The sequence below is a fragment of the uncultured Sulfuricurvum sp. genome, from assembly GCF_937936435.1.
In the GTDB taxonomy this organism is placed as follows: Bacteria; Campylobacterota; Campylobacteria; order Campylobacterales; family Sulfurimonadaceae; genus Sulfuricurvum.
On the sequence record NZ_CALDDG010000047.1, the window covers coordinates 14,345 to 34,679 of the forward strand.

Sequence of the window (20,335 nt, forward strand, 5' to 3'; positions counted from 1 at the left end):
CCTTAGTATGATCGTGCTTTGATTTCATGGCGTCCGAGGGTCACGTCCATATAATCAAGATTAATGTTGCCGTTTTCATCCATGTAGGCCATGGTGTGTTTCAAGAACTTCTCATCGTCGCGTGTCGGGAAGTCTTCACGGAAGTGAGCACCTCGGCTCTCTTGGCGATTCAATGCACTGGCAACGATAAAGAGGGAATAATCGAGCATATGGCCGAATTCGATCGCCTCTTGAAGCTCCGTATTGAAGATTTTCGATTTATCGGCGATACGGATATTTTTATAACGTGCACGCAGACCTTTTAGAATTTCCATTTGCGCGCTTAATGTTTCGGCACTGCGGAATACACCGGCATTATCGGTCATCGATTGTTGCAATTCTTCGCGAAGAACGGAGACCGACTCCTGACCGTTATTGGTAAGAACCCACTCCATCTCATTGACCATACGTTTTGCATCCGCAGCGGTAGCTTTGTGCAGTTCGATACTGTCGACTTCATCTACCATCGTTTTTCCGACGAATCGCCCGAATAAGAGTGCTTCGAGAACCGAGTTGGCACCGAGACGGTTTGCCCCGTGAACAGATGAACATGAACACTCGCCTGCGGCGTAGAACCCTTCGACAAATTCAGTATTGTTTTTGCGAACGTGACCGTGTTTGTCCATCGGAATACCGCCCATAGAGTAGTGTGCGGTTGCCGAGATCAAAATCGGTTCTTTAATCATGTCAAGTCCGAGGAAGGTGATCGCAAGATCGCGAAGTTCAGGAAGGCGTTCCATGATCTTCTCTTTGCCCAAATGGACAAGGTCGATGTAAACGGCATCTTTACGAGGACCGACACCGCGCCCTTCGCGGATCTCTTGGATGATCGCACGGGCAACAACGTCGCGTGATGCGAGTTCCATTGCATTCGGTGCGTATTTTTCCATAAAGCGCTCACCGAGTGAGTTCAGAAGTTTTCCACCCTCACCACGTGCCGCTTCGGAGATCAAAACACCGTTTCCTGAAAGTCCTGACGGGTGGAATTGTACGAATTCCATATCTTCCAACGGAAGACCGTGACGCGCTACGAGTGAAAGACCGTCACCTGTATTTGCATGAGCGTTTGAGTTGATTTTGAATGCGCGGGCGTATCCGCCGGTTGCGAACATAACCGCTTTGGCATTGAAAATCGCTTTTTCAGAATTACGGATGTTATAGGCGCTTACACCGTATACTTTCCCTTCGTTATACAACAAATCGGCGACATACCACTCGTCCCAAAACTCGACACCCTCACGGAAAGCTTGTTCATAAATGGTTTGAAGAAGGGTAAGCCCCGTGCGGTCTTTGGCAAAACAGGCACGCGGTGAAGATTGGCCTCCGAACGGGCGTTGAGCGATCGTACCGTCTTCGTTACGGCTGAATGCGGCACCCATCCGCTCAACCCAGCGAATCGTTTCCGGCGCTTTTTCGCACATAAACTGAACAACATCCTGATCCGCAAGGTAATCGGAACCTTTTACGGTATCGAATTCGTGTAACTCGACACTGTCGGCTTCGCTAAATGCAGCGTTGATTCCTCCTTGTGCAGCACCGGAGTGACTGCGCAACGGGTGTAGTTTTGTGACGACGGCAACTTTTTTGCCGGCTTTTTGCAATTCGCGGGCTGCAGCACATCCGGCTAAACCAGCTCCGACGATCACCGCATCATAAGTATAAATGGGAATACTCATACGCCTTCCTTGTTGATAAAATCTGTGGAGATTATAGCGCGTGACTCCTTGGGCAAGATTAAAAAGGATTATAGTGGTGGATCGTGGGAGAAAGTAGTGGATGTTGTCCAAAATAGTAACAAATTATGAGTAAATTTTACTCATAATGGGTTAAAAAGTTACAGATAAAGGGGTTGATTAACGAAAAGAATCGCTGCGTTCACGCAATTGGGCTATCCGGTTGCCGCCGCCTTCTTGTGCTTTTTTAACGAGTTGCAACGCTTCCTGAACGGCCGCATCGATTGCTTTTGATGGAGGTTTGAGTAAAAAACCGACACTAAGGGTGATTTTTATCAGCCCTTTAGAGGTCGAAAAATTGGATTCTTCGACCGATTGAATAATTTTTTCACACTCTTCAACCGCGAGTTGTTTCGTGTTACGGGAAATTAAAAAAACGAGACGGTCGTCATCCATGTGCCCCAATACGTCAAAAGGCTGTTCGTACATTGAAATCATATCGCCGAGTTTTTTGTAGATTCCGTTGATATCTTCTGGGGGAAGGGTATTAACCAACGAGATATAGTGATCGATTTCGAAGAGTGCCAAGAAAACGGTATTCCCCGATTTTTTACTGCTAAAAGAGCTCATAAGCCCTTTCTCATTGTTGAGTCCGCTTTTGGGATTAATCAGGTTTGGACTAACGGCCACTTGAGATGATTTTCGCAACAGACGTTTAAATACGAAATCGATTTCTTGGGTAGCGACCGATTTCTTTTCACCGTCGATATCGACGGAACATACGAGATCAATATCACGGTAAATTTGATTAAGTCTATAGCGATAAAGGAGAAAAAGGGCCAAGCCGATACAAAAAATGATGATGGTCGTCATTTTGGCGGTTGAAATAGATTGGTTGATAATATGAATTTGATAGTCCATCATATGACCGATATCGGACAAATAGGCACTTCGTGCGTTCATCATCCGCGTATGTCCCGCTTCACGGCCGGAGAGTTGTGCCGCAGACCATATCAGGGCATTGTCACAAAATCCTTCCGAAGATACTTTAAGCGAACGCAATAAGGAAGCTTGTTCTTCGTTTGAAGCAACGAAAGAATCGAAAAATGCTTCTTCACCCGAAAGTTTAACAGAAAGGGCGATTTCGGCAACGGCACCGTTAATTAGAATAGCTGCCATTTTCGGATCGTTTAAATCAGTGGTGACAATTTTTTCGATCAGTAAATGCTGATTTTTTAATGCCGCCAAGCGATCTGAATATTGGGATATTTGGAACAGCTGAGCTGCTAAAACGCTCAAACCGATTCCGAGAATCAACAACCCGACTTTCAGATTAAAAAAGACTTTTCGTATTGAAATAAGCATGGCGATGAATCTCTCCTCTCTGCAAAAAAATGATTATCTATGTTGTGATGGGATAGATTTTATCATAAAGAGTCCAAAAAAACCTATTTAACGGTTTCATAAACTCATTTCGTTTATAATATTATCCTTAACTTGGAGACCAACGGAGTGCCGGAGTGAACGCGGAAAATCATTTTATTGACTCTTTTCGTTCGCTGCGAACCCCTATCGGCGATGACGGTGCATACTTGGGTCATTATGTTTACAGTAAAGATCTGTTCTACGAAAACGTCCATTTTAAACGCACATGGCTTACCCCATACCAAATCGGCTATAAAGCGATGATTGTGAATATTTCCGATGCTGTGGCCATGAATGCGGTTCCGAAATATGCTCTTTTAGGAATCGCAATGCCGAAATCGATGAGTTTTCATCAGATGGATGAACTCTCGCGGGGGATACGTTCTGCCGCACTGGAGTACGGTATCGAGATTATCGGCGGAGATACGATCGGAAATTCGAAAATAGATATTTCCGTCACGATTGTCTCCGAAACGTCCAAGCCGCTGTTGCGAACGGGGATTAAAGAGGGTGATATTATCGCCTATACCGGCGTTATAGGCAAATCGGGGAAGGAACTGCGTTATCTGCTGAGCGGGGGACAGGTTCATACAAAAAGCCGTTTTGCGACTCCGATACTTCGTCACTCTTTTATTCGTCGTGCATATCGTCATTTACGAGGCGGTATGGATATCTCTGACGGACTTTTTAGCGATATCGGTAAACTGTGCGACAGTAATCGTATCGGAGTGCGCTTTAGTCGAAAAATAGCAAAAAATGTCGGTTGCAGCGGCGAAGAGTATGAGATGCTGATCGCTTTTTCTCCACGCAATCTAAAAACGATACGACGCCTCGGAGCGTTGACGCGGACACCGATAGTGCCTGTGGCACAGGTCGTACGCGGAAAATATACCCATTGCTGTAAAGCACACCATTTTTAGGAGTTTCATGGAACGCCAGTATTATTTGCCTCACAGTCCGATCGAATTTCATTTTCGTCAATCTCCGCGAGATTTTGTCGTCGATGAAATACCGCTTTACCCTTTTAGCGGAGAGGGAGAACATCTTGTACTGCATGTTCGCAAAAAAAATCTCTCTACATGGCAAATGGTGGATATTCTGAGCAACCACTTGGGGATCAAAGGGAGGGACATCGGTTATGCCGGGCTTAAAGATAAAAATGCCCAGACCAAACAATATATTTCTCTGCCCCGTAAATACGAATCGGTTTTAGAAAACTTTGAACACGAGGGGATTAAAATCCTCGATAAAACGTATCATAACAACAAAATTCGTGTCGGTCACCTCAAAGGAAACCGTTTTTTCATCCGTCTCAAAAAAGTAAACCCGACATCGGCAAAGAAGATAGCAGAAGCCATTAAAATGATCAAAAAACAGGGAATGCCGAACTATTTCGGATTTCAGCGGTTTGGACTTGACGGCGAAAACTATAAAAAAGGGGAGGCTATTTTGGCCGGAACGTTCAAAGAACGTAACAAAAAACTCTCCCAGTTTTATGTGAATGCATATCAGAGCTTTTTGTTTAACAGTTGGTTGAGCCGACGTATCGAGATTTCTAAATTGGTGGAAGGATTCGCTTTGGACGAGTTGGAGCGGGTTCTGTCGTTTCCCAAAGAAGAAGTTGAAGCGATGAAAAAACAAACACACCCTTTTAAATTGATTCACGGGGATGTGATGATGCATTATCCTTACGGAAAACTGTTCCATTACGAAAGTGCCGAAGAAGTTGAACGTTTTTCAAAACGGGATATTTCGGTCAGCGGGCTTTTGAGCGGAAAACGTGCAACCCGGGCCGTCGGAGTGGCAGGTGAGCTTGAAAAAGAGTTTGACGCGATCAGCAGCGGCATCGACGGGGCACGCCGATACGGATGGATATTTCCCGAAGAGATCGAAGGGGAATATAAAGAAAACGATGCATGGTTTGAGATCCATTTTACCCTTCCCAAAGGATGCTATGCCACCGTTTTGATCGAAGAGATCGCCAAACGTCCAATTCAAACCGATGAAACTCAGGAGTAACCTTTTATGAATCAACACATTACATCCGCAATGTCTCAGGCATTCGGCCGTTTCGCCTCAAAAGAGCACAAAAAATATTTCCAAAACATTATTAACCGCAGTTATGTACGGATGATGGGACTGGATATGAGCGAGTTTGACGCTCCGGATACTTATCCGACACTAAATGCGCTTTTTACACGGAAATTTCGGCATAAGCGTTCATTTTCATCCGATCCGAAAGATATGATTAGCCCGTGTGATTCATTGATTACCGAGTGTGGAAAAATCGAAGACGATACGGCATTGCAAATCAAAGGGATGCGATACAGTGTCGATGAAGTATTGGGGGAGGGGATCAGTGACGATGCCAAAAAAAGTATCCATAACGGAACTTTTGTCAATTTTTATCTCTCACCGCGCGATTATCATCGTTACCACGCTCCGATCGATATGCAGGTTTTGCATGCCGTTCATATTCCGGGTAAACTCTATCCGGTAAATATTCCGTCATTGAAAAAACAGGTCAATTTGTTTATTGAAAACGAAAGGGTAGTTCTGGAGTGTTTAAGCGGAGAGGGGAAACGGTTTTTTATGATCCTTGTCGGAGCCTTGAATGTCGGGAAAATGGTAGTGAGTTTTGAACCGCGGATTCAGACAAACAGTAATGCTTTGAACCCCTCACAGTACAGTTATCGGGATCTGTATCTCAGTAAGGGGGATGATTTTGGATGTTTCATGATGGGATCGACGATTGTTATGCTGTGCGAACAAGAGATGGCAGAATTCGGTATTTCAACCGGGCACAAGGTATCATTTGCCCAAACGATCGGACGGCTTACTTTTTAAAGAGTATTGCCAGTTCGACACTGAGATGGCCGTCGTGTTCGTAGATATCGATACAACTGTCGATCGGCGGATGGAGTTTTAGCAATCCCCCCTGTATCGAGTGAAATACGTGATTGAATTTCGGAAACATCGGGGCGATGATGCGATCGATATGCCCTCTTTTGATGATATGCGCCAATGAAGCGATCCCGCTGTAATAAACCGTTTTATTGAGCGAGCGGGTGATAAGATAGCTGCGCATCAGCTCAATATTTTTGACTAATACTTCTTTTTCCTCTTCGCACAAGACTTTATTTTCGTGAGCTCTTCGGAGTTCTTCGGCAATTTCATCTTCTTCGATCTTGCGGCGATTTTCGATTTCTTGATCCAAAGAGGGATCATATTTTCGGATCATTTCTAAGACATAGTCGCAATCGAGCGGTTTTTTGGCAGTCATATAGGTGTATTTCTGATCATCAATATATTCATGATCCAAGGCTAAAATAAGCTCGGCTACGATGCTGAGATAGATGTATTTGTCTTCTTTATTTAAATCAAATTCAACCCCATGAGCTGAGATTAACGGTTTTGGACCCGCATATTTAAGAGACATACCTTACTCCTGTCTTATTATGGTGCACTTATGGCAACCGTTTTAATGATTATACATTAAAACGGAAGTGCATGATATCACCGTCTTGCACAATATATTCTTTTCCTTCCAAACGCATTTTTCCCGCCTCTTTCGATTTGGCTTCGCCTCCGCAGGCGATGAAGTCTTCATACCCGATCACTTCGGCGCGGATAAACCCTTTTTCAAAGTCGTTGTGGATGACGGCGGCCGCTTTCGGAGCGGTCGTGTTTTTGTGGATTGTCCAAGCGCGAACCTCTTTGACCCCGGCGGTGAAATAGCTCATGAGTCCAAGTTTATCGAACCCTTTACGGATGATTTGCTCTAGGCCTGATTCTTCGACGCCCATATCGCGTAGGAATTCATCACGCTCGTCATCTTCCATACCGACGAGTTCTTCTTCGATTTTTGCGCAGAGTTTGATCACTTCGCATCCGTGTTTGGCAGCGTGTTCGCGGAGACGCTGAACGTATTCGTTATCTTCGCTAAGGCCGTCTTCATCGACGTTTGCACCGTACATGATCTCTTTGGCACTGAGCAGACGCACTTCGTTGATCAGTTTTTCATACATTTCGGAATCGGCTTTCGGGAAGTTGCGCGCAAGATTTCCCTCCGCCAAATACTCCGCTAACTCTTCGGCAAACGCCATCATTGCCGCCGCATCTTTTTCATTTTTCGCCTGTTTTTTGAGACGCTCGATACGGTTGGTCAACACTTCGATGTCGGCGAAGATCAGTTCGTTTTCGATAATTTCGACATCCGAAAGAGGATCGATACGCCCTTCGGTATGGACGATGTTGTCGTCTTCGAAACAACGGACGATCTGTAAGATGACTTCGGTTTCGCGGATGTTGGAGAGGAATTTGTTCCCCAATCCTTCACCTTTGCTGGCACCTTTTACAAGTCCTGCAATGTCTACGAAATCAAGAGTCGAGTGTTGGATACGCTCAGGATTGACAATTTTTGCCAGTTCGTTCAAACGGATATCGGGTACCGGAACGGTCGCTTTGTTCGGTTCGATTGTACAGAACGGATAGTTTGCCGCTTCGGCATTTTGTGCTTTGGTGAGTGCGTTAAAGGTAGTCGATTTTCCGACGTTCGGTAATCCTACGAGTCCGATTGATAAGCCCATGAAGTGTTTCCTTAATAGTGTTTCGATGCGATAAAGTATTGGCGCAATTATAATACAGTGTTGTTGAGTGGGGACTGAGAGAGGGTTTTCCCGATTAGATCGGGAAAGGAAAAGAAGTTATTGGCAGTGCTCCATGAGCCAATTGAGGGTCATACGTACACCTGCACCCGTGCCGCCGTAGGTGTGGACATCCCATGCACTCTCGGTGTAGGCGGAGCCTGCGATGTCGAAATGGACCCATTTTTCTTTCATATTTTCATCGATGAAGTTGTCAAGGAAGAGGGCAGCCGTAATCGCCCCGCCGTATGGTTTGGATGAGACATTGCACACATCGGCGAGGTCGCTTTTGATCAGTTTTTTGAGATGGCGGTTGAACGGTAAAATACCGCAGTACTCTCCGCTTTGTTTCGCTGCATCGACCCATTCTTGTTTGAGTGTTTCGTTATGTCCCATAACACCTGTGGTATACGGCCCGAGAGCGACCATACACGCACCTGTTAAAGTGGCGTAATCGAAGATGTAATCGGCATTGACGTTTGCCTGTGCATAGCCGAGAACGTCGGCGAGGACTAAGCGCCCCTCCGCATCGGTATTGCGCACTTCGATCGTCTTGCCGTTTTTGGCACGGAGGACGTCGTCAGGTTTGTAGGCGTTGCCGCCGATCATGTTTTCGACCGCTCCGACGAAAGCGTGCACTTCGATATCGAGTTTTAGCTCGCTTACCGCTTTGATGATCCCCATAACGGCGCAGGCTCCGGCTTTATCCATTTTCATCGTTACCATCGATGCCGCGGCTTTAAGGCTGAGACCGCCGCTGTCGTAGGTGAGACCTTTACCGACGAGAGTGATCACTTTTTTCGCCTTGGCGGGTTTGTAAGCGAGATGGATCAGGCGGGGAGGGTTGATAGATGCGCGTCCGACGCTGAGCATAGCAAACATCTTCTCATCTTCCAGTCCGTTAACATCCAAAATGGTACATTCCAATCCGTTCTTATCGGCCAGAGTCTCGGCAGTAACCGCAATCCCCTGCGGTGTCATGTCATATGGGGTTTGATTGACGATGTCACGGACGAAATTGGTCGCTTTTGCGATGATAAGCGTTTGAGTCAGTATGGATTCAAGTGTATCGGCATCATTGACGGTTTTGTCATGATTTTCGGTCGAAAATATCACTTCCGTCAAAGAGGAGGGTTTCGGTTCGGATTTGTAAGCATCGAATTTATAGCTTCCCAATACGGCACCTTCGATCAGGGCGGCAAAATGTTCAGCGGAGTATTGGGAAAGTTTAAGTGATGCATACGAGTAGTTCATAGCCGCCTTGAGAGCTGATGCCATAGCACTTCGGTAGAGTTCGTTCGATGCTTCTTTATCGATACCGCAAACGAGGATGCGGTGCTCATGCAGGGCACAAAGTTGCTCGTTTTCCGCTTTAAATCCCGCTTGGGCTAAAAGAGCGGAATGTGGGTGAGATTCCAATTCGTTGGCGTTGATAAATTCCAAAGTCAGATCGGCGGCGATCGTTTCCAAGGGTTGATTAATAAGTTTGACGTTCACGGCGTTTCTCCAAAAGTTTTTTTTCTAAGCGGTTCATATTATGAATAATACCCCAAACCACGAGGATAATCAGCGGGATGGCAAAAAACCAGTGCGCTTTGATCCATCTGAGGAGCGACAAAATTTCTTCTCCGTAGTAATACGCAGGAATGATCGTCAGTGCCGCCCAAAACCATGCGCTGATAAGATTGATAAAAGCGAATTGGCGTGCCGAATATTTGGTAAGGCCGATCGCCATCGGGATGACGGTACGCATGCCGTACATATAACGCTGAATGAAAATAATCGGCCAGCCGTATTTTTTCAACAGCAAATGGGCGATTGCGAATTTTCGGCGTTGGGAACGGAGTTTTTCGTGGATATATCTTTTATTGAACCGTCCGATATAAAAATAGATCTGATCTCCTACGAAACCGCCGACTCCAGCAACGAAAATCGAGATACTTAGCGACATATCTCCCGTATGGGAGAAAATTCCCGCCATAATCAACCCCATTTCACCTTCTAAAATACTCCAGACAAAGAGGACTATATAGCCGTATTCTTTCAGCCATTCGATAAAAAGTTGTTCCACGAATCCCCTTGGAGTAGTATTTTAATAGGAAAAAGGCAAACTTTTTCCCCTCATTATGCTCTTATCCCTCAGCTGAGGGGAAAATTATTCATCAAAGTTCAACATCTCTTTGGCCTGGATCATATCTTTGTCTCCTCGGCCGGAGAGGGTCACGATAACCAGTTTGTCTTTGATGTCAGGCATCTTTTTCAAATAGGCGACGGCATGTGAACTTTCAAAGGCAGGAATAATTCCCTCACGGCGGCTTAACCATACAAAGGCGTCCAATGCTTCGGCATCGGTGATATTATCATAACTGACCGTATCGTTATCTTTGTGAAAGGCATGTTCCGGTCCGATTCCCGGGTAATCCAATCCTGCGGAGATCGAGTGGGCTTCGAGAATTTGACCGTCTTCGTCTTGGAGGAGGTAGCTCATCTGACCGTGCAACACTCCGGGACGTCCATGGAGAAGCGAACAGCCGTGTTTATCGGTATCGACTCCCAAGCCACCTGCCTCGATCCCGATGCAGCGGACCTCTTTGTCCTCTAAAAAATGCTGAAACGTACCGATTGCATTGGAGCCGCCGCCGATACAGGCGATGACGTAATCAGGAAGACGGTTCTCTTTTTCGAGAATCTGAGCACGGGCTTCACACCCGATAATTGCCTGAAAATCGCGTACCATCATCGGATAAGGGTGCGGTCCGGCAACGGTACCGATAATATAGAAAGTATCGCGTGCGTGGGTGACCCAGTGGCGAATCGCATCGTTCATCGCGTCTTTGAGAGTTTTGCTTCCACTCTCAACCGCATGGACTTTGGCTCCGAGGAGTTTCATCCGAAAGACGTTGAGTTCCTGACGGGCGACATCTTTGGCACCCATGAAAATCTCACATTCCAATCCCAGCAATGCCGCGATCGTAGCAGTGGCGACGCCGTGCTGACCTGCTCCTGTTTCGGCGATGACTTTCTTTTTCCCTAGGCGTTTTGCCATTAGCCCCTGTGCGATAACATTGTTGACTTTATGAGCTCCGGTATGGTTCAGGTCTTCGCGTTTCAGGTAGATTTTCGCCCCGAGTTCGCTAGAGAGGTTTTCCGCATAATACAAAGGGCTCGGACGTCCGACATAATCACGAAGATAGCCGTCTACCTCTTTCCAAAAGGTTTCGTCGCATCGGATCTCTTTATAGGCCTCTTCCAACTCTAAAAGTGCAGGCATAAGTGTTTCAGGGACGTAGCGCCCTCCGAAAATTCCGAAATGACCGTCGACGGGATCGAATTTAGAAGGCTTAGGGATATACATCAATCGACTCCAATAACGGTATATACTTCGACAAGATCGCGCAGTTTGGATTGACCGCTTAAAAAGTCAAGCCCCATGACAAAGCAGGCTTCGACACACTCTGCACCCACTTTGTTGATCAGATTAGCGGCAGCATAGGCGGTTCCTCCGGTGGCGATCAAATCGTCCATCAGCAGCACACGAGGCGATTCGACTCCCGAAAAGGCGTCGATATGAATTTCCACTTCATCGACACCGTATTCGAGCGAGTATTTTTCCGATACGGTTGTGTAGGGAAGTTTTCCCTTTTTGCGGATAGGGACGAATCCGACACCGAGCATTTGAGCCAAAGCCGCTCCGAAGATAAATCCTCTCGCATCGATTCCCGCAATATGGGTGAGATTATAGCCGCTGTAACGCTCAGCCAAATGATTCATTAAGACTTTGAATGCATCTTTATCGGCCAGGAGGGTTGTAATGTCTTTAAAAATGATGCCCGGTTTGGGAAAATCGGGAATATCACGTATCGCATTGATCAAAACAGCTTTGTCTTGTATCGATAATGTCATGAGAATCCTTTGCAAAATATCTTAGGTAAATTAAATCAGTGCGTCGATGCGCCCTTCAAGCTCTTTAATTTTGATTTGCAGGCGATCTGTTTCGGAACGATGCTTCGAATTACGCTGTTTGAGCGATTTGACCTCGTTGCGAAGGTTATTGAGCTCTTCGCTGAGAATATCGACATTCCCAAGCGCTCGTTGGAGTTGAATCTGATATTTTCGGATCAAAACTTCGGCTTCTTTGAGGGTGATTTTCATCATTTCGCTGCTGCGTTGTTCTTTGACGGTGATACTGCGAAAATAGAACATTTTCACCAAAAAGAAAAGTGCCCCCAATGTTACAACGGTAAGTAATGACCATTCGAAAAACATCGTTTATCCTTTGATAGCCTCTATTTTATCTACACGGCCGCAGTGGCGGCCCCCTTCGAATTTTCCGGCAATCCAGGCATCGAGAATCGACTCGGCGACACCTTGTCCTACAATCCGTTCTCCGAAGCATAAGACGTTGGCATCATTATGACCCCGTGCAACAGTTGCCGTATAGGCGTCATGGCATAGCGCCGCGCGGATTCCGTGAAACCGGTTGGCCGCCATCGACATGCCGATTCCCGACCCGCAGATCAAAATCCCCTGAGCGGCAGGATCGGCAAGGACATTTTCACACACTTTGACGGCATAATCGGGATAATCGACACGCTCTTTGCTGAAGGGACCCAAATCGATCACTTCATGTCCTTTTGTTCGGAGAAGCTCTACCGTAAAGTTTTTCAAATCGATTCCGGCGTGATCGGTGGCAATATAAAATTTCATAGTTCTCCTTAATTGAGTAAGAGGTGCAGCAGCCCTTCGATAGGCCACATTACCAACGGAATTTTCAGCGGGGTAACCAATATGATGATGATAACAATCATTCCATAAGGTTCGGCTTTGGCAAAAAATTCGGCTACGGCTCGTACTTTATATTTTAGGGCGAGATAGGTAATAAAATGGGCTCCGTCGAATGCCGGAATAGGCAGAAGGTTGAATACCGCCAATACGACATTAATAAGAAGGAGTTTGATAACGAGTAAATAGGCGAAAACATAACCGATTCCATCTGTTTCGGTCGGTTGTGCCAAGGAAAGGAGAATCACCGAAAATAAGGTTGCAAGGAAGAGGTTATAGGCGATCCCCGCCAAACTCACCTGCATTGCGGCATTGTAGCCGCCGTTGCGGATAACGGTTTGGATATTTACCGGAACGGGTTTGGCCCATCCGAATAAGAATCCGCTGGACGCTCCTAAAAGCATCGGGAGAAAATAGGTCATTAACGGAACGAGAATCGATCCGAACGGATCGATATGGATGAGGGGATTGATACTCAATCTGCCTGCATGTTTTGCCGTGTTGTCGCCGTATTTGTAAGCGACCCATCCGTGCATGATTTCATGTCCGATAATGGCAATCAGCAAAGCGACGATCGCCGCAGCGATCTCGAGCATATCAATAGAGTTCATGGTCGTTGGCGTCTTCGCGTATTCTCTCCGCAACGGCACGGCTTAGCGGCTCGGGTTGTTCCAAATCGTACGGTGTTTTGCCGATACGATCCCAACGGACTTTGTAGTCGGCATCCATGCTGAAATAGACAAACCACGGCGTCCCTTCGATCAAGCCGTACGGAACGGCTCCCCAAAAACGGCTGTCGTTAGAGTGGTCGCGGTTATCTCCCATCATAAAATACTGTTTCTCGGGTACTTGAATCGGTCCGAAATTGAACAGTTCCATCGGAAAAATGCCGTTGTCGGTAATTTTTTCGTCGTTATGGATCCCATGGTGCTCTTTGGCATACGGATTTTTAACCCATAGTTTCCCTTCGACTTCGACGAGTTCATATCCTTTGAACATTTCTCGGGCGTAGTCGTCCCCTTCTCTAGGGTGGATATAAAGAATTTTGTTCATCAAAAAGAGTTCGTCTCCCGGCAAGGCGACACATCGTTTGACATAATGAAGCTGGGTATTGTTCGGATAGCGGAAAATGACGATATCGCCTCGTTTGGGTTCGTCGCCGTCGATAATATGGCCGTCCGTCCCCGGAATCAAGGGGATTTCTAAAAACGGGATGTGCGGAGTCGAAATACCGTAGGCGAATTTTTTCGCAAACAGATGATCTCCGACGAGCAGGGAGTCTTTCATCGATCCGCTTGGGATTCGGAAAGCCTGTGCGACAAAGAAAATGACAAAAAGGACGATGATAATCGTGCCGGTCCACGTATTGGAAAATCGGTAGGCGCTGTGTAAGCCGTTAACTATTTTTTTCTTCAAGGATTACTTCTCTTCTTCTGCATGGATTTGAGCGGCTTTAAGGGTATTGGAAAGAAGCATTGCGATCGTCATCGGCCCTACGCCGCCCGGGACGGGTGTAATATACGATGTTTTCGCAGAGACGGCATCGTAATCGACGTCACCGACGAGACGGCCGTCATCGGCACGGTTAATCCCGATATCGACGATGATCACATCTTCTTTGACCATATCTGCTTTGATGAGATTGATGACTCCCGCACCGACTAGGATAACGTCGGCGGCAAGAGTGTGTTTTTTCAAATCATCGGTAAAAATATGGCAAATTTCGACTGTGGCATTCGCGTTGAGCAACAGTGCAGCCATCGGTTTTCCGACGATGTTGGAAGCACCGACGACACAGCAGTTTTTTCCTTTGACATCGATGTCGTATTCGGCTAAAAGTTCCATAACACCCAGCGGAGTACAAGGGACGAATCCGTCTAATCCTGTCGCCAAACGTCCGACGTTGTAAGGATGGAATCCGTCGACGTCTTTGGTCGGAGCGACGATTTCGAGGATTTTGGTGGTATCGATATGTTTGGGAAGGGGAAGTTGGATCAATATCCCGTCGATATTGGGATTGAGGTTCATCATCTCGATGGTTTTGATGATCGCTTCTTGGGAGATGTCTTCGGGCATCTCATGGGTAACGGAGTAAAAACCGGCACGGTCGCACGCTTTTTTCTTCATGCCGACATACGCTTGGCTCGCAGGATCGTGTCCGACCAGGATCACGGCCAGGCCGGGGACTCTTCCTGTTTTCATTTTGAGTTCTTTTGCCCCTGCCGAGACCTTTTCCTCAATTTTTTTTGCGAGCGCTTTACCGTCTAGTATCTGCATTTAATCACCGTAAAATTCTTTTTGGGTATGATACCGATAAAAGACTAATATTTGGTTAAAGGGTGAGAGTGCGAGGGGTTTTTATTCTACTTTTAGCATTGGGGTTGAGCGCATCGGAATCATTTATCACCAAAGAAGAGTATGCCGCAGGACTTTACCATAATCCGCGCGGCGTCGGATGCCATTTATGCCACGGCGAAGAGGGAGAAGGAAAACTGATCGCCCGCTATATCGATAAGGGTGAATCAAAAGTGTTTGCGGGAAACGCTATCAAAAAACTCCCTTTCCGGGAGTTTTATGAAAAAGTAAACAGCCGTATCGTCGGCATGCCCCGCTATTATTTGACCGATACCGAAATACAGACTCTGTATTATTATCTCCACCGCGAGGAGTTTAAAAATGCCGCTGCAAAATCCTCAAAACCTCACTGATCTCGTCGAGTCGGGTCAGTTGGACCCTCTTCGGGCTCTTGCTATCCCCGTAGTCCGTCACCAAAACCGCTCACAGTCGTTTCGTTCGGCGATGATGCTCTCTCCTCATAATATTAAACATTTGACCAAGATCCCTGAATTGAAAAGCGAGTGTTTGATGCTAAACCTCGAGGATGGGGTAAGCAAAGAACAAAAGCCGTATGCACTCGCTTTGTGTGCGATTGCGTTAGCATTTTTCCCTAAATGCGATAAAAAGCTGATCGTTCGGGTCAATCCTTTGGATGAGGGGGGAGCAGAAGAGATTTTGTTTTTGAATCCGTTTATGCCCGATGGGATACGTGTCCCGAAAATTCGCTCGGTTCAGGATGTCAAACGAATTTTGACATTGGTTGATGATGGAATTGAGGTTCATCTTTCGATTGAAACGAAAGAGGCATGGCTGGCACTCAAAGAGTTTGCGATCGACGAACGGATCAAAGCCTATTATTTGGGAGTGTTGGATCTGTTCGCCGATTTAGGTCTCTCCCAATCTCTTTTGTTGCCCGACAATCCTTCCGTCCATTATATGCTGTCGCATTTTCTTTTTACCTCCCGCTCCTGCGGTGTTAAACCGGTATCGTTTGTGTATCAGGACTACAAAAACAGTGAAGGGTTGCGCAACTGGCTCGAATTGGAAAAAATGATGGGCTTTGACGCCAAAGGGTGCATTGCTCCGGCTCAGGTAGAGCTGATTCATGAAGTCTTCGGATACAGCGAATCCGAAATCGGACGGTGTCGGGAGATCATTAAACTTTTTGAAGAGCGCGCAGCCAAAGGGATTAGCGGATTTGTGGACGAACGATACGGTTTCATCGATGAGCCGATTTATAAGGGGGCATTAGCCATTGTAAAACAGTGCGGATTATGATTCGGCTACGACCTGATTTCTTCCGTTGTGTTTCGCCGTATAAAGGCAGTTATCGCTGTTTTTGACGATTGTTTCCAGCGTATCTTCTTCTTTTAGTTCAGCTACGCCGATACTAATCGTGATGTGACCGATGATGCCGAAATCGTATTGCGCAATCGCTTCGCGCAGTTTTTCTCCGACACTTACTGCCGCAGTGATCTGTGTTTCCGGGCAAATGACCATAAATTCTTCACCGCCGTATCGTCCGACTATATCGCTGTCGCGAATGTGTTTGGAGAGGAGGGCGGCGACGGTGGTGAGAGCAAAATCTCCGCATTGGTGACCATAGGTATCATTGATCCGTTTGAAATGATCGATATCCATGATAAGCACAGAGAGAGGACGATGGTAACGATGTGCTTTATTGACTTCGCTTTGCAGTGAATCGCTCAGTTTTCGTCGATTGAATATACCGGTCAACTGGTCGATCACCGATATTTTCTCAAGCTCTTTTTTATCCGTTATATCCGTTGCTACGGAGACATACGAGGTAATTTCGCCGTTATCGTTTTGTATAGGGATAATCGTCTGCTCAAGCCAATATTCATGTCCGTCTTTACGGATATTTTTGACTTCGCCTTGCCATTTCTCGCCGTTTTCTATCGTCCTCCACAGCGCATTGTGAAATTGTTGCGATGTATCGGGATGTTTAATGAGATTGATCTTTCGACCGATCAATTCGTCTCTGTCATAGCCGGTCACTTTTTCAAAAGCGGAGCTGACGGCGGTAATGATGCTGTTGGTTTTGGTCGTAACGGTTACGACGTATTTATCGATGATTCCGGCAAAGCGTTTGAGCTCGCTGTTCGAGACAAGAAGGGCTTTTTGGAGTTTGGAAGGGGTGATAGATGCGTACAATGCGAGGGGAATACTGACTAAAATACTTAAAATAACGACCAAAATCGCGGACTGGATATTGGAAAGTACGAGAGAATATTCGTATTGGGCTTTCGGCTTCAGGATTAAAATCGCATCATCGTCGTTGTGCAGTACATCATTGAGGGGAAAGGTATAAAAATCTTTTCCCGTATAGGTGCCTGAGAGGATTTTAGACGTTTCGTTCGGAAAAATATCGGTTAATTCGTTTTGTTTTCCGGTATATTTCGACCATGAGAGCGTGTCATCCGGGGCGATGATAATATTTCCTTCCTTATCGATGATATAGTGTTCGAATACTGCAGAGGTTCGTATGGAGCTCAGGAGATTATTAGTCAACATATTGACGATGACGATACCTTTAAAGGTGCCGTTGTGATAAATCGGCGTTGCAATCCGAATTGTGGGGCGAAAGGGGACCTCGACTTTGCCGTTTTCAATATTGAGATCCAGTTTGGAATGCCATATCGTTTCATTCGGAAGGGTTCGGACGATTTGAAAATAATCGCGTGTGCTTTTGTCCTGAAGTTTTGCCGAATCGACGATGAATGGGAGACTCGATTCATTGAGTCTGTCGACGCGAATTTTCTCTTTGCCTTCCGCATCGATAAAACGTGCCTGCATCACCTGTTTGTCGGACATCGTAATCGTTAAAAAAAGCTGATCCATAGCGAGGGTATTATGCGAATCGGGATTTTGGAGATAGTCGAATAAAATTTGGCTTTTTGAGAGAGCAAATACCATTGCGTCCATTTTGTCGATGATCGGCTTGAAGAGGTTGTTTTTTTTATTGAATGCAACCTCTTCGGCATTTTTATCGATCCGTTCTTGAATATCGATCATTTGAATTTTATACCCGACGAGGGAACCGAATAGGGCGATAGTGATACCGAAAATTATAAAATAGAGGGTAAAAACAAATCTAAAATTTTTGTTACGCATAAAAAATCCTGATTAAACCTATAAAATCTATTACTAATTATATTCTATCTAAATAGGTTTAAAATCTAAATATTTATAATGCATACTTATTTTATAATAAATAATAACGTATAAAAATAATGATAAATATCTATTTGATAATGATATAAACGCGGATACGGATCAGTGTTTTCTGCTCGGGTTTGGGATAGCGTGAATGGGCAAGGTCTATGGTTTGCAGTGTTAACTCGTCCAGCGGTGTTCCAAGCCGGTTTTTCAGCAAATGCAGATCGGAGATCGTCCCGTCAGTGTTGAGGTAGAATTCAACGACATTATTGTCATCCGGATCGATCTCATCATCCGGACGTTCGCGTAAGAGTCGTGTCCCGACAATTTCGTTAATCTTTCGGATACGTTGGAGATTATCGATAATGTAATGCTGTTCACCTGAAGAGAGGGCAAAAAATTCGTCGCCGTAATGGTGAAGTACGGATTGGGGAAGGGTGTCGCGATCGGCTTGCGTATAGTGTGGAAGAATAGTTGATACAGGTTCTTCCGGGAGTTTAGAATCAGTTTCTCTTACTGTTTGTGATTTCGATTCGATTATGTGTTTTCGGATCGGTATGGAGGAATCAGCAAGAGGTTGATCCTGCGGTTTGGGAGGTTCTTCGGAGAGTTGCGAGAAACTCTCTTCATCGGTAAGGGTAACTCCGAACCGTTTTTCATGAATAATCGGGTGCTCTTTTTCTGTGTGATGGAAGACGAACCAAAACAGCGACACTACACCGATGTGAAGTATCGCGGCGAGGAGGAATGCGAACAGCGAACGGGAAGTTTTCATTCTCCGATTATAGCGGGTCTTTTTAATAGCCTGTCAAGTTATACCAGACCCGGTAACGAATAAGCGTTTTTTGCTCCGGTCGCGGGTATTTGGAGTAGGCCAATTCGATCACCTCTTTGGTCGTGTCGTCCAGAATGGAGAGACGGCTGTTTTTAAGAAAATGAAGATCGGAAATACTACCGTCGGGATAGAGATAAAATTCGATCATGTTGGTGTCGTCGGTGCGGATATTGTCGGGTATTTTGGAACGTCCGTACCGATCGAGTACTCCCTGCGTGATACGGCGCATAAGCTCTTGATTGTCGATAATGTATTTTTGCTCTCCGGCCGAAAGTTCGCTGAATTTATCGCCGTATAGACGCTGAATACTGTCGGTAATACGGGTTGAACCCCGTGTCATGACTTGTTGTGCCGAGCCGTCTGCTTTGGAGAGGATATCGTAAAGCCCCTGTTCCTTTTTTGGGATACTCTGGCGTTCGATCGTGGCAACGGGTTTTGCAACATGCTGCTCGAATGCTTTACGTGGAGCCGGCATCGGTTCGACAGGTTGCGGCGGAGTATTTTGTGGAGGTACGGGTATCGGTTTTTGAACGGGAAGAGGGGCCTTGGGTTGTTTTAACTGTTCGCCGCGCGGGATGGAACGTTTGATCTGAGGTTTTGGGATATCGTTTTTGACCAAGGCTTCTTTTTGAATTTTAGGGCGCTCTTTCAGAGAAAGTTTAAAGCGTTGTTCCTCTTTGGGTTCCGGTTGAGGCGGTGGCGGAGGAGGCGTCAATTGGTTTAATATAATAAAGAGCAATACAACGATGAGATGGACGAGAAAAGCGATGATCAGGGCGTATAGTGAAAAAGATTGGGTTCGCTTCATGGTCTCAAAAAATGTTTAGATAAGGCGCAAAACGTGCGACGGAGGAAATTGTACCTTGAATTTCCTAATGAAAGATATCATTTATTTCAAGATACAGGTGGAGTTTTGGGAATCTATCGGTTTGGAATGTGTGTAGGTATCGTTTCAGATTGTTTGATTTCGGTCATAGTCACTCGATTGTTCTTCATCCGGGGATGAATCCTCTGGAACGTTATCCGGAACAAACTCTTTCCAGCTTCGGAAAACTTCCATATAATCAATACTGCCTGAATTTTTTGGGTCAAGTGAAAACTGCGGAGCGTCGAAGTTGTTTAATGACGTAATATTTTCGATTCCGAGAGCAAATTTTTCTCCATTATCCGACGCATTGATAAAAGACTGAATCTGTGCGATCCGACCGTCGGAATTGATGCCGAAATCGAAATCCAATCGAAGATTGACATTTTTCAAAAGCGGTGCCAGTTGTTTCGGGTCGCTTAAGACCATATAAGAACCGTATATTTCTTTCGAAAGGATGGACTCGGAATACATTTTTTGGATCATTGCGTCGGTAATCGTTAACATTAATTGTATCGATTGATTCCGATCAAGCGAAACATGTACTTTTTGG

General features: G+C 45.8%; 22 protein-coding genes. 5 read left to right on the top strand and 17 right to left on the bottom strand.

Features of this window, described 5'->3' with window-relative positions:
- Nucleotides 1-2: 2 nt before the first annotated feature.
- Together Q0389_RS05685 and Q0389_RS05690 are read right to left on the bottom strand one after the other, a co-directional pair.
- Nucleotides 3-1,715, bottom strand: coding sequence for an FAD-dependent oxidoreductase (locus Q0389_RS05685; RefSeq protein ID WP_298692564.1), 1,713 nt, complete (start codon nucleotides 1,713-1,715; stop codon nucleotides 3-5).
- A gap of 177 nt (nucleotides 1,716-1,892) precedes the next feature.
- Complete coding sequence (locus Q0389_RS05690; RefSeq protein WP_298692566.1) at nucleotides 1,893-3,077, bottom strand: hypothetical protein; 1,185 nt, start codon at nucleotides 3,075-3,077, stop codon at nucleotides 1,893-1,895.
- A gap of 155 nt (nucleotides 3,078-3,232) precedes the next feature.
- Between Q0389_RS05690 and Q0389_RS05695 the strand changes: the two genes are divergently transcribed.
- The 3 genes from Q0389_RS05695 to Q0389_RS05705 are packed head-to-tail and all read left to right on the top strand — an operon-like array spanning nucleotide 3,233 to nucleotide 5,984.
- Nucleotides 3,233-4,057, top strand: coding sequence for a thiamine-phosphate kinase (locus Q0389_RS05695; RefSeq protein WP_298692568.1), 825 nt, complete (start codon nucleotides 3,233-3,235; stop codon nucleotides 4,055-4,057).
- Nucleotides 4,058-4,064: 7 nt separating this feature from the next.
- Nucleotides 4,065-5,156, top strand: coding sequence for a tRNA pseudouridine(13) synthase TruD (gene truD / locus Q0389_RS05700; protein ID WP_298692571.1), 1,092 nt, complete (start codon nucleotides 4,065-4,067; stop codon nucleotides 5,154-5,156).
- Nucleotides 5,157-5,162: 6 nt separating this feature from the next.
- Entirely contained in the window at nucleotides 5,163-5,984 is an 822-nt protein-coding gene (locus tag Q0389_RS05705; RefSeq protein WP_298692573.1) for a phosphatidylserine decarboxylase, read from the top strand.
- Here the strand turns inward: Q0389_RS05705 and Q0389_RS05710 are convergent.
- From Q0389_RS05710 to folD, 11 genes are all read right to left on the bottom strand, one after another.
- A complete protein-coding gene (locus Q0389_RS05710; protein ID WP_298692576.1) occupies nucleotides 5,974-6,576 on the bottom strand; it encodes a hypothetical protein in 603 nt (200 codons plus the stop codon). The genes Q0389_RS05705 and Q0389_RS05710 overlap by 11 nt on opposite strands.
- Nucleotides 6,577-6,625: 49 nt before the next feature.
- A complete protein-coding gene (gene ychF / locus Q0389_RS05715; protein ID WP_298692578.1) occupies nucleotides 6,626-7,726 on the bottom strand; it encodes a redox-regulated ATPase YchF in 1,101 nt (366 codons plus the stop codon).
- 117 nt (nucleotides 7,727-7,843) lie between these two features.
- A complete protein-coding gene (locus Q0389_RS05720) occupies nucleotides 7,844-9,280 on the bottom strand; it encodes a leucyl aminopeptidase (RefSeq protein ID WP_298692580.1) in 1,437 nt (478 codons plus the stop codon).
- Nucleotides 9,261-9,854: a DedA family protein gene (locus Q0389_RS05725; RefSeq protein WP_298692582.1), complete on the bottom strand. Its 594-nt coding sequence runs from the start codon at nucleotides 9,852-9,854 to the stop codon at nucleotides 9,261-9,263. The genes Q0389_RS05720 and Q0389_RS05725 overlap by 20 nt, the downstream gene beginning before the upstream one ends.
- Nucleotides 9,855-9,938: 84 nt before the next feature.
- Nucleotides 9,939-11,138 carry a tryptophan synthase subunit beta gene (gene trpB, locus Q0389_RS05730; protein ID WP_298692584.1) on the bottom strand — a complete coding sequence of 400 codons (1,200 nt, stop codon included), beginning with the start codon at nucleotides 11,136-11,138 and terminating at the stop codon, nucleotides 9,939-9,941.
- On the bottom strand, nucleotides 11,138-11,686 hold the full coding sequence (locus Q0389_RS05735) for an adenine phosphoribosyltransferase (protein ID WP_298692586.1): 549 nt from the start codon (nucleotides 11,684-11,686) through the stop codon (nucleotides 11,138-11,140). The genes trpB and Q0389_RS05735 overlap by 1 nt, the downstream gene beginning before the upstream one ends.
- 30 nt (nucleotides 11,687-11,716) lie before the next feature.
- Nucleotides 11,717-12,049, bottom strand: a complete 333-nt coding sequence (locus tag Q0389_RS05740; protein WP_298692589.1) for a hypothetical protein — start codon at nucleotides 12,047-12,049, stop codon at nucleotides 11,717-11,719.
- A 3-nt stretch (nucleotides 12,050-12,052) separates the two neighbouring features.
- Complete coding sequence (gene rpiB, locus Q0389_RS05745; protein ID WP_298692591.1) at nucleotides 12,053-12,490, bottom strand: ribose 5-phosphate isomerase B; 438 nt, start codon at nucleotides 12,488-12,490, stop codon at nucleotides 12,053-12,055.
- 8 nt (nucleotides 12,491-12,498) lie between these two features.
- On the bottom strand, nucleotides 12,499-13,176 hold the full coding sequence (locus Q0389_RS05750; protein ID WP_298692593.1) for a site-2 protease family protein: 678 nt from the start codon (nucleotides 13,174-13,176) through the stop codon (nucleotides 12,499-12,501).
- Nucleotides 13,163-13,981 (bottom strand): signal peptidase I, encoded by an 819-nt coding sequence (gene lepB / locus Q0389_RS05755; protein WP_298692595.1) that lies wholly within the window; start codon nucleotides 13,979-13,981, stop codon nucleotides 13,163-13,165. The genes Q0389_RS05750 and lepB overlap by 14 nt, the downstream gene beginning before the upstream one ends.
- A gap of 3 nt (nucleotides 13,982-13,984) precedes the next feature.
- Nucleotides 13,985-14,842 carry a bifunctional methylenetetrahydrofolate dehydrogenase/methenyltetrahydrofolate cyclohydrolase FolD gene (gene folD / locus Q0389_RS05760; protein WP_298692597.1) on the bottom strand — a complete coding sequence of 286 codons (858 nt, stop codon included), beginning with the start codon at nucleotides 14,840-14,842 and terminating at the stop codon, nucleotides 13,985-13,987.
- Between the two features lie 68 nt (nucleotides 14,843-14,910).
- Between folD and Q0389_RS05765 the strand changes: the two genes are divergently transcribed.
- Entirely contained in the window at nucleotides 14,911-15,273 is a 363-nt protein-coding gene (locus tag Q0389_RS05765) for a cytochrome c (RefSeq protein WP_298692599.1), read from the top strand.
- On the top strand, nucleotides 15,242-16,180 hold the full coding sequence (locus Q0389_RS05770; RefSeq protein WP_298692601.1) for an aldolase/citrate lyase family protein: 939 nt from the start codon (nucleotides 15,242-15,244) through the stop codon (nucleotides 16,178-16,180). The genes Q0389_RS05765 and Q0389_RS05770 overlap by 32 nt, the downstream gene beginning before the upstream one ends.
- Here the strand turns inward: Q0389_RS05770 and Q0389_RS05775 are convergent.
- The 4 genes from Q0389_RS05775 to Q0389_RS05790 all read right to left on the bottom strand — a co-directional run.
- Complete coding sequence (locus Q0389_RS05775; RefSeq protein ID WP_298692603.1) at nucleotides 16,175-18,037, bottom strand: GGDEF domain-containing protein; 1,863 nt, start codon at nucleotides 18,035-18,037, stop codon at nucleotides 16,175-16,177. The two genes, Q0389_RS05770 and Q0389_RS05775, sit on opposite strands and share 6 nt — an antisense overlap.
- Nucleotides 18,038-18,167: 130 nt before the next feature.
- Nucleotides 18,168-18,857 (bottom strand): hypothetical protein, encoded by a 690-nt coding sequence (locus Q0389_RS05780; protein ID WP_298692605.1) that lies wholly within the window; start codon nucleotides 18,855-18,857, stop codon nucleotides 18,168-18,170.
- A 22-nt stretch (nucleotides 18,858-18,879) separates the two neighbouring features.
- Nucleotides 18,880-19,725, bottom strand: coding sequence for a hypothetical protein (locus Q0389_RS05785; RefSeq protein WP_298692607.1), 846 nt, complete (start codon nucleotides 19,723-19,725; stop codon nucleotides 18,880-18,882).
- A 144-nt stretch (nucleotides 19,726-19,869) separates the two neighbouring features.
- Nucleotides 19,870-20,335 (bottom strand): hypothetical protein (locus tag Q0389_RS05790; RefSeq protein WP_298692609.1); only part of this gene is annotated, 466 nt, incomplete at its 5' end.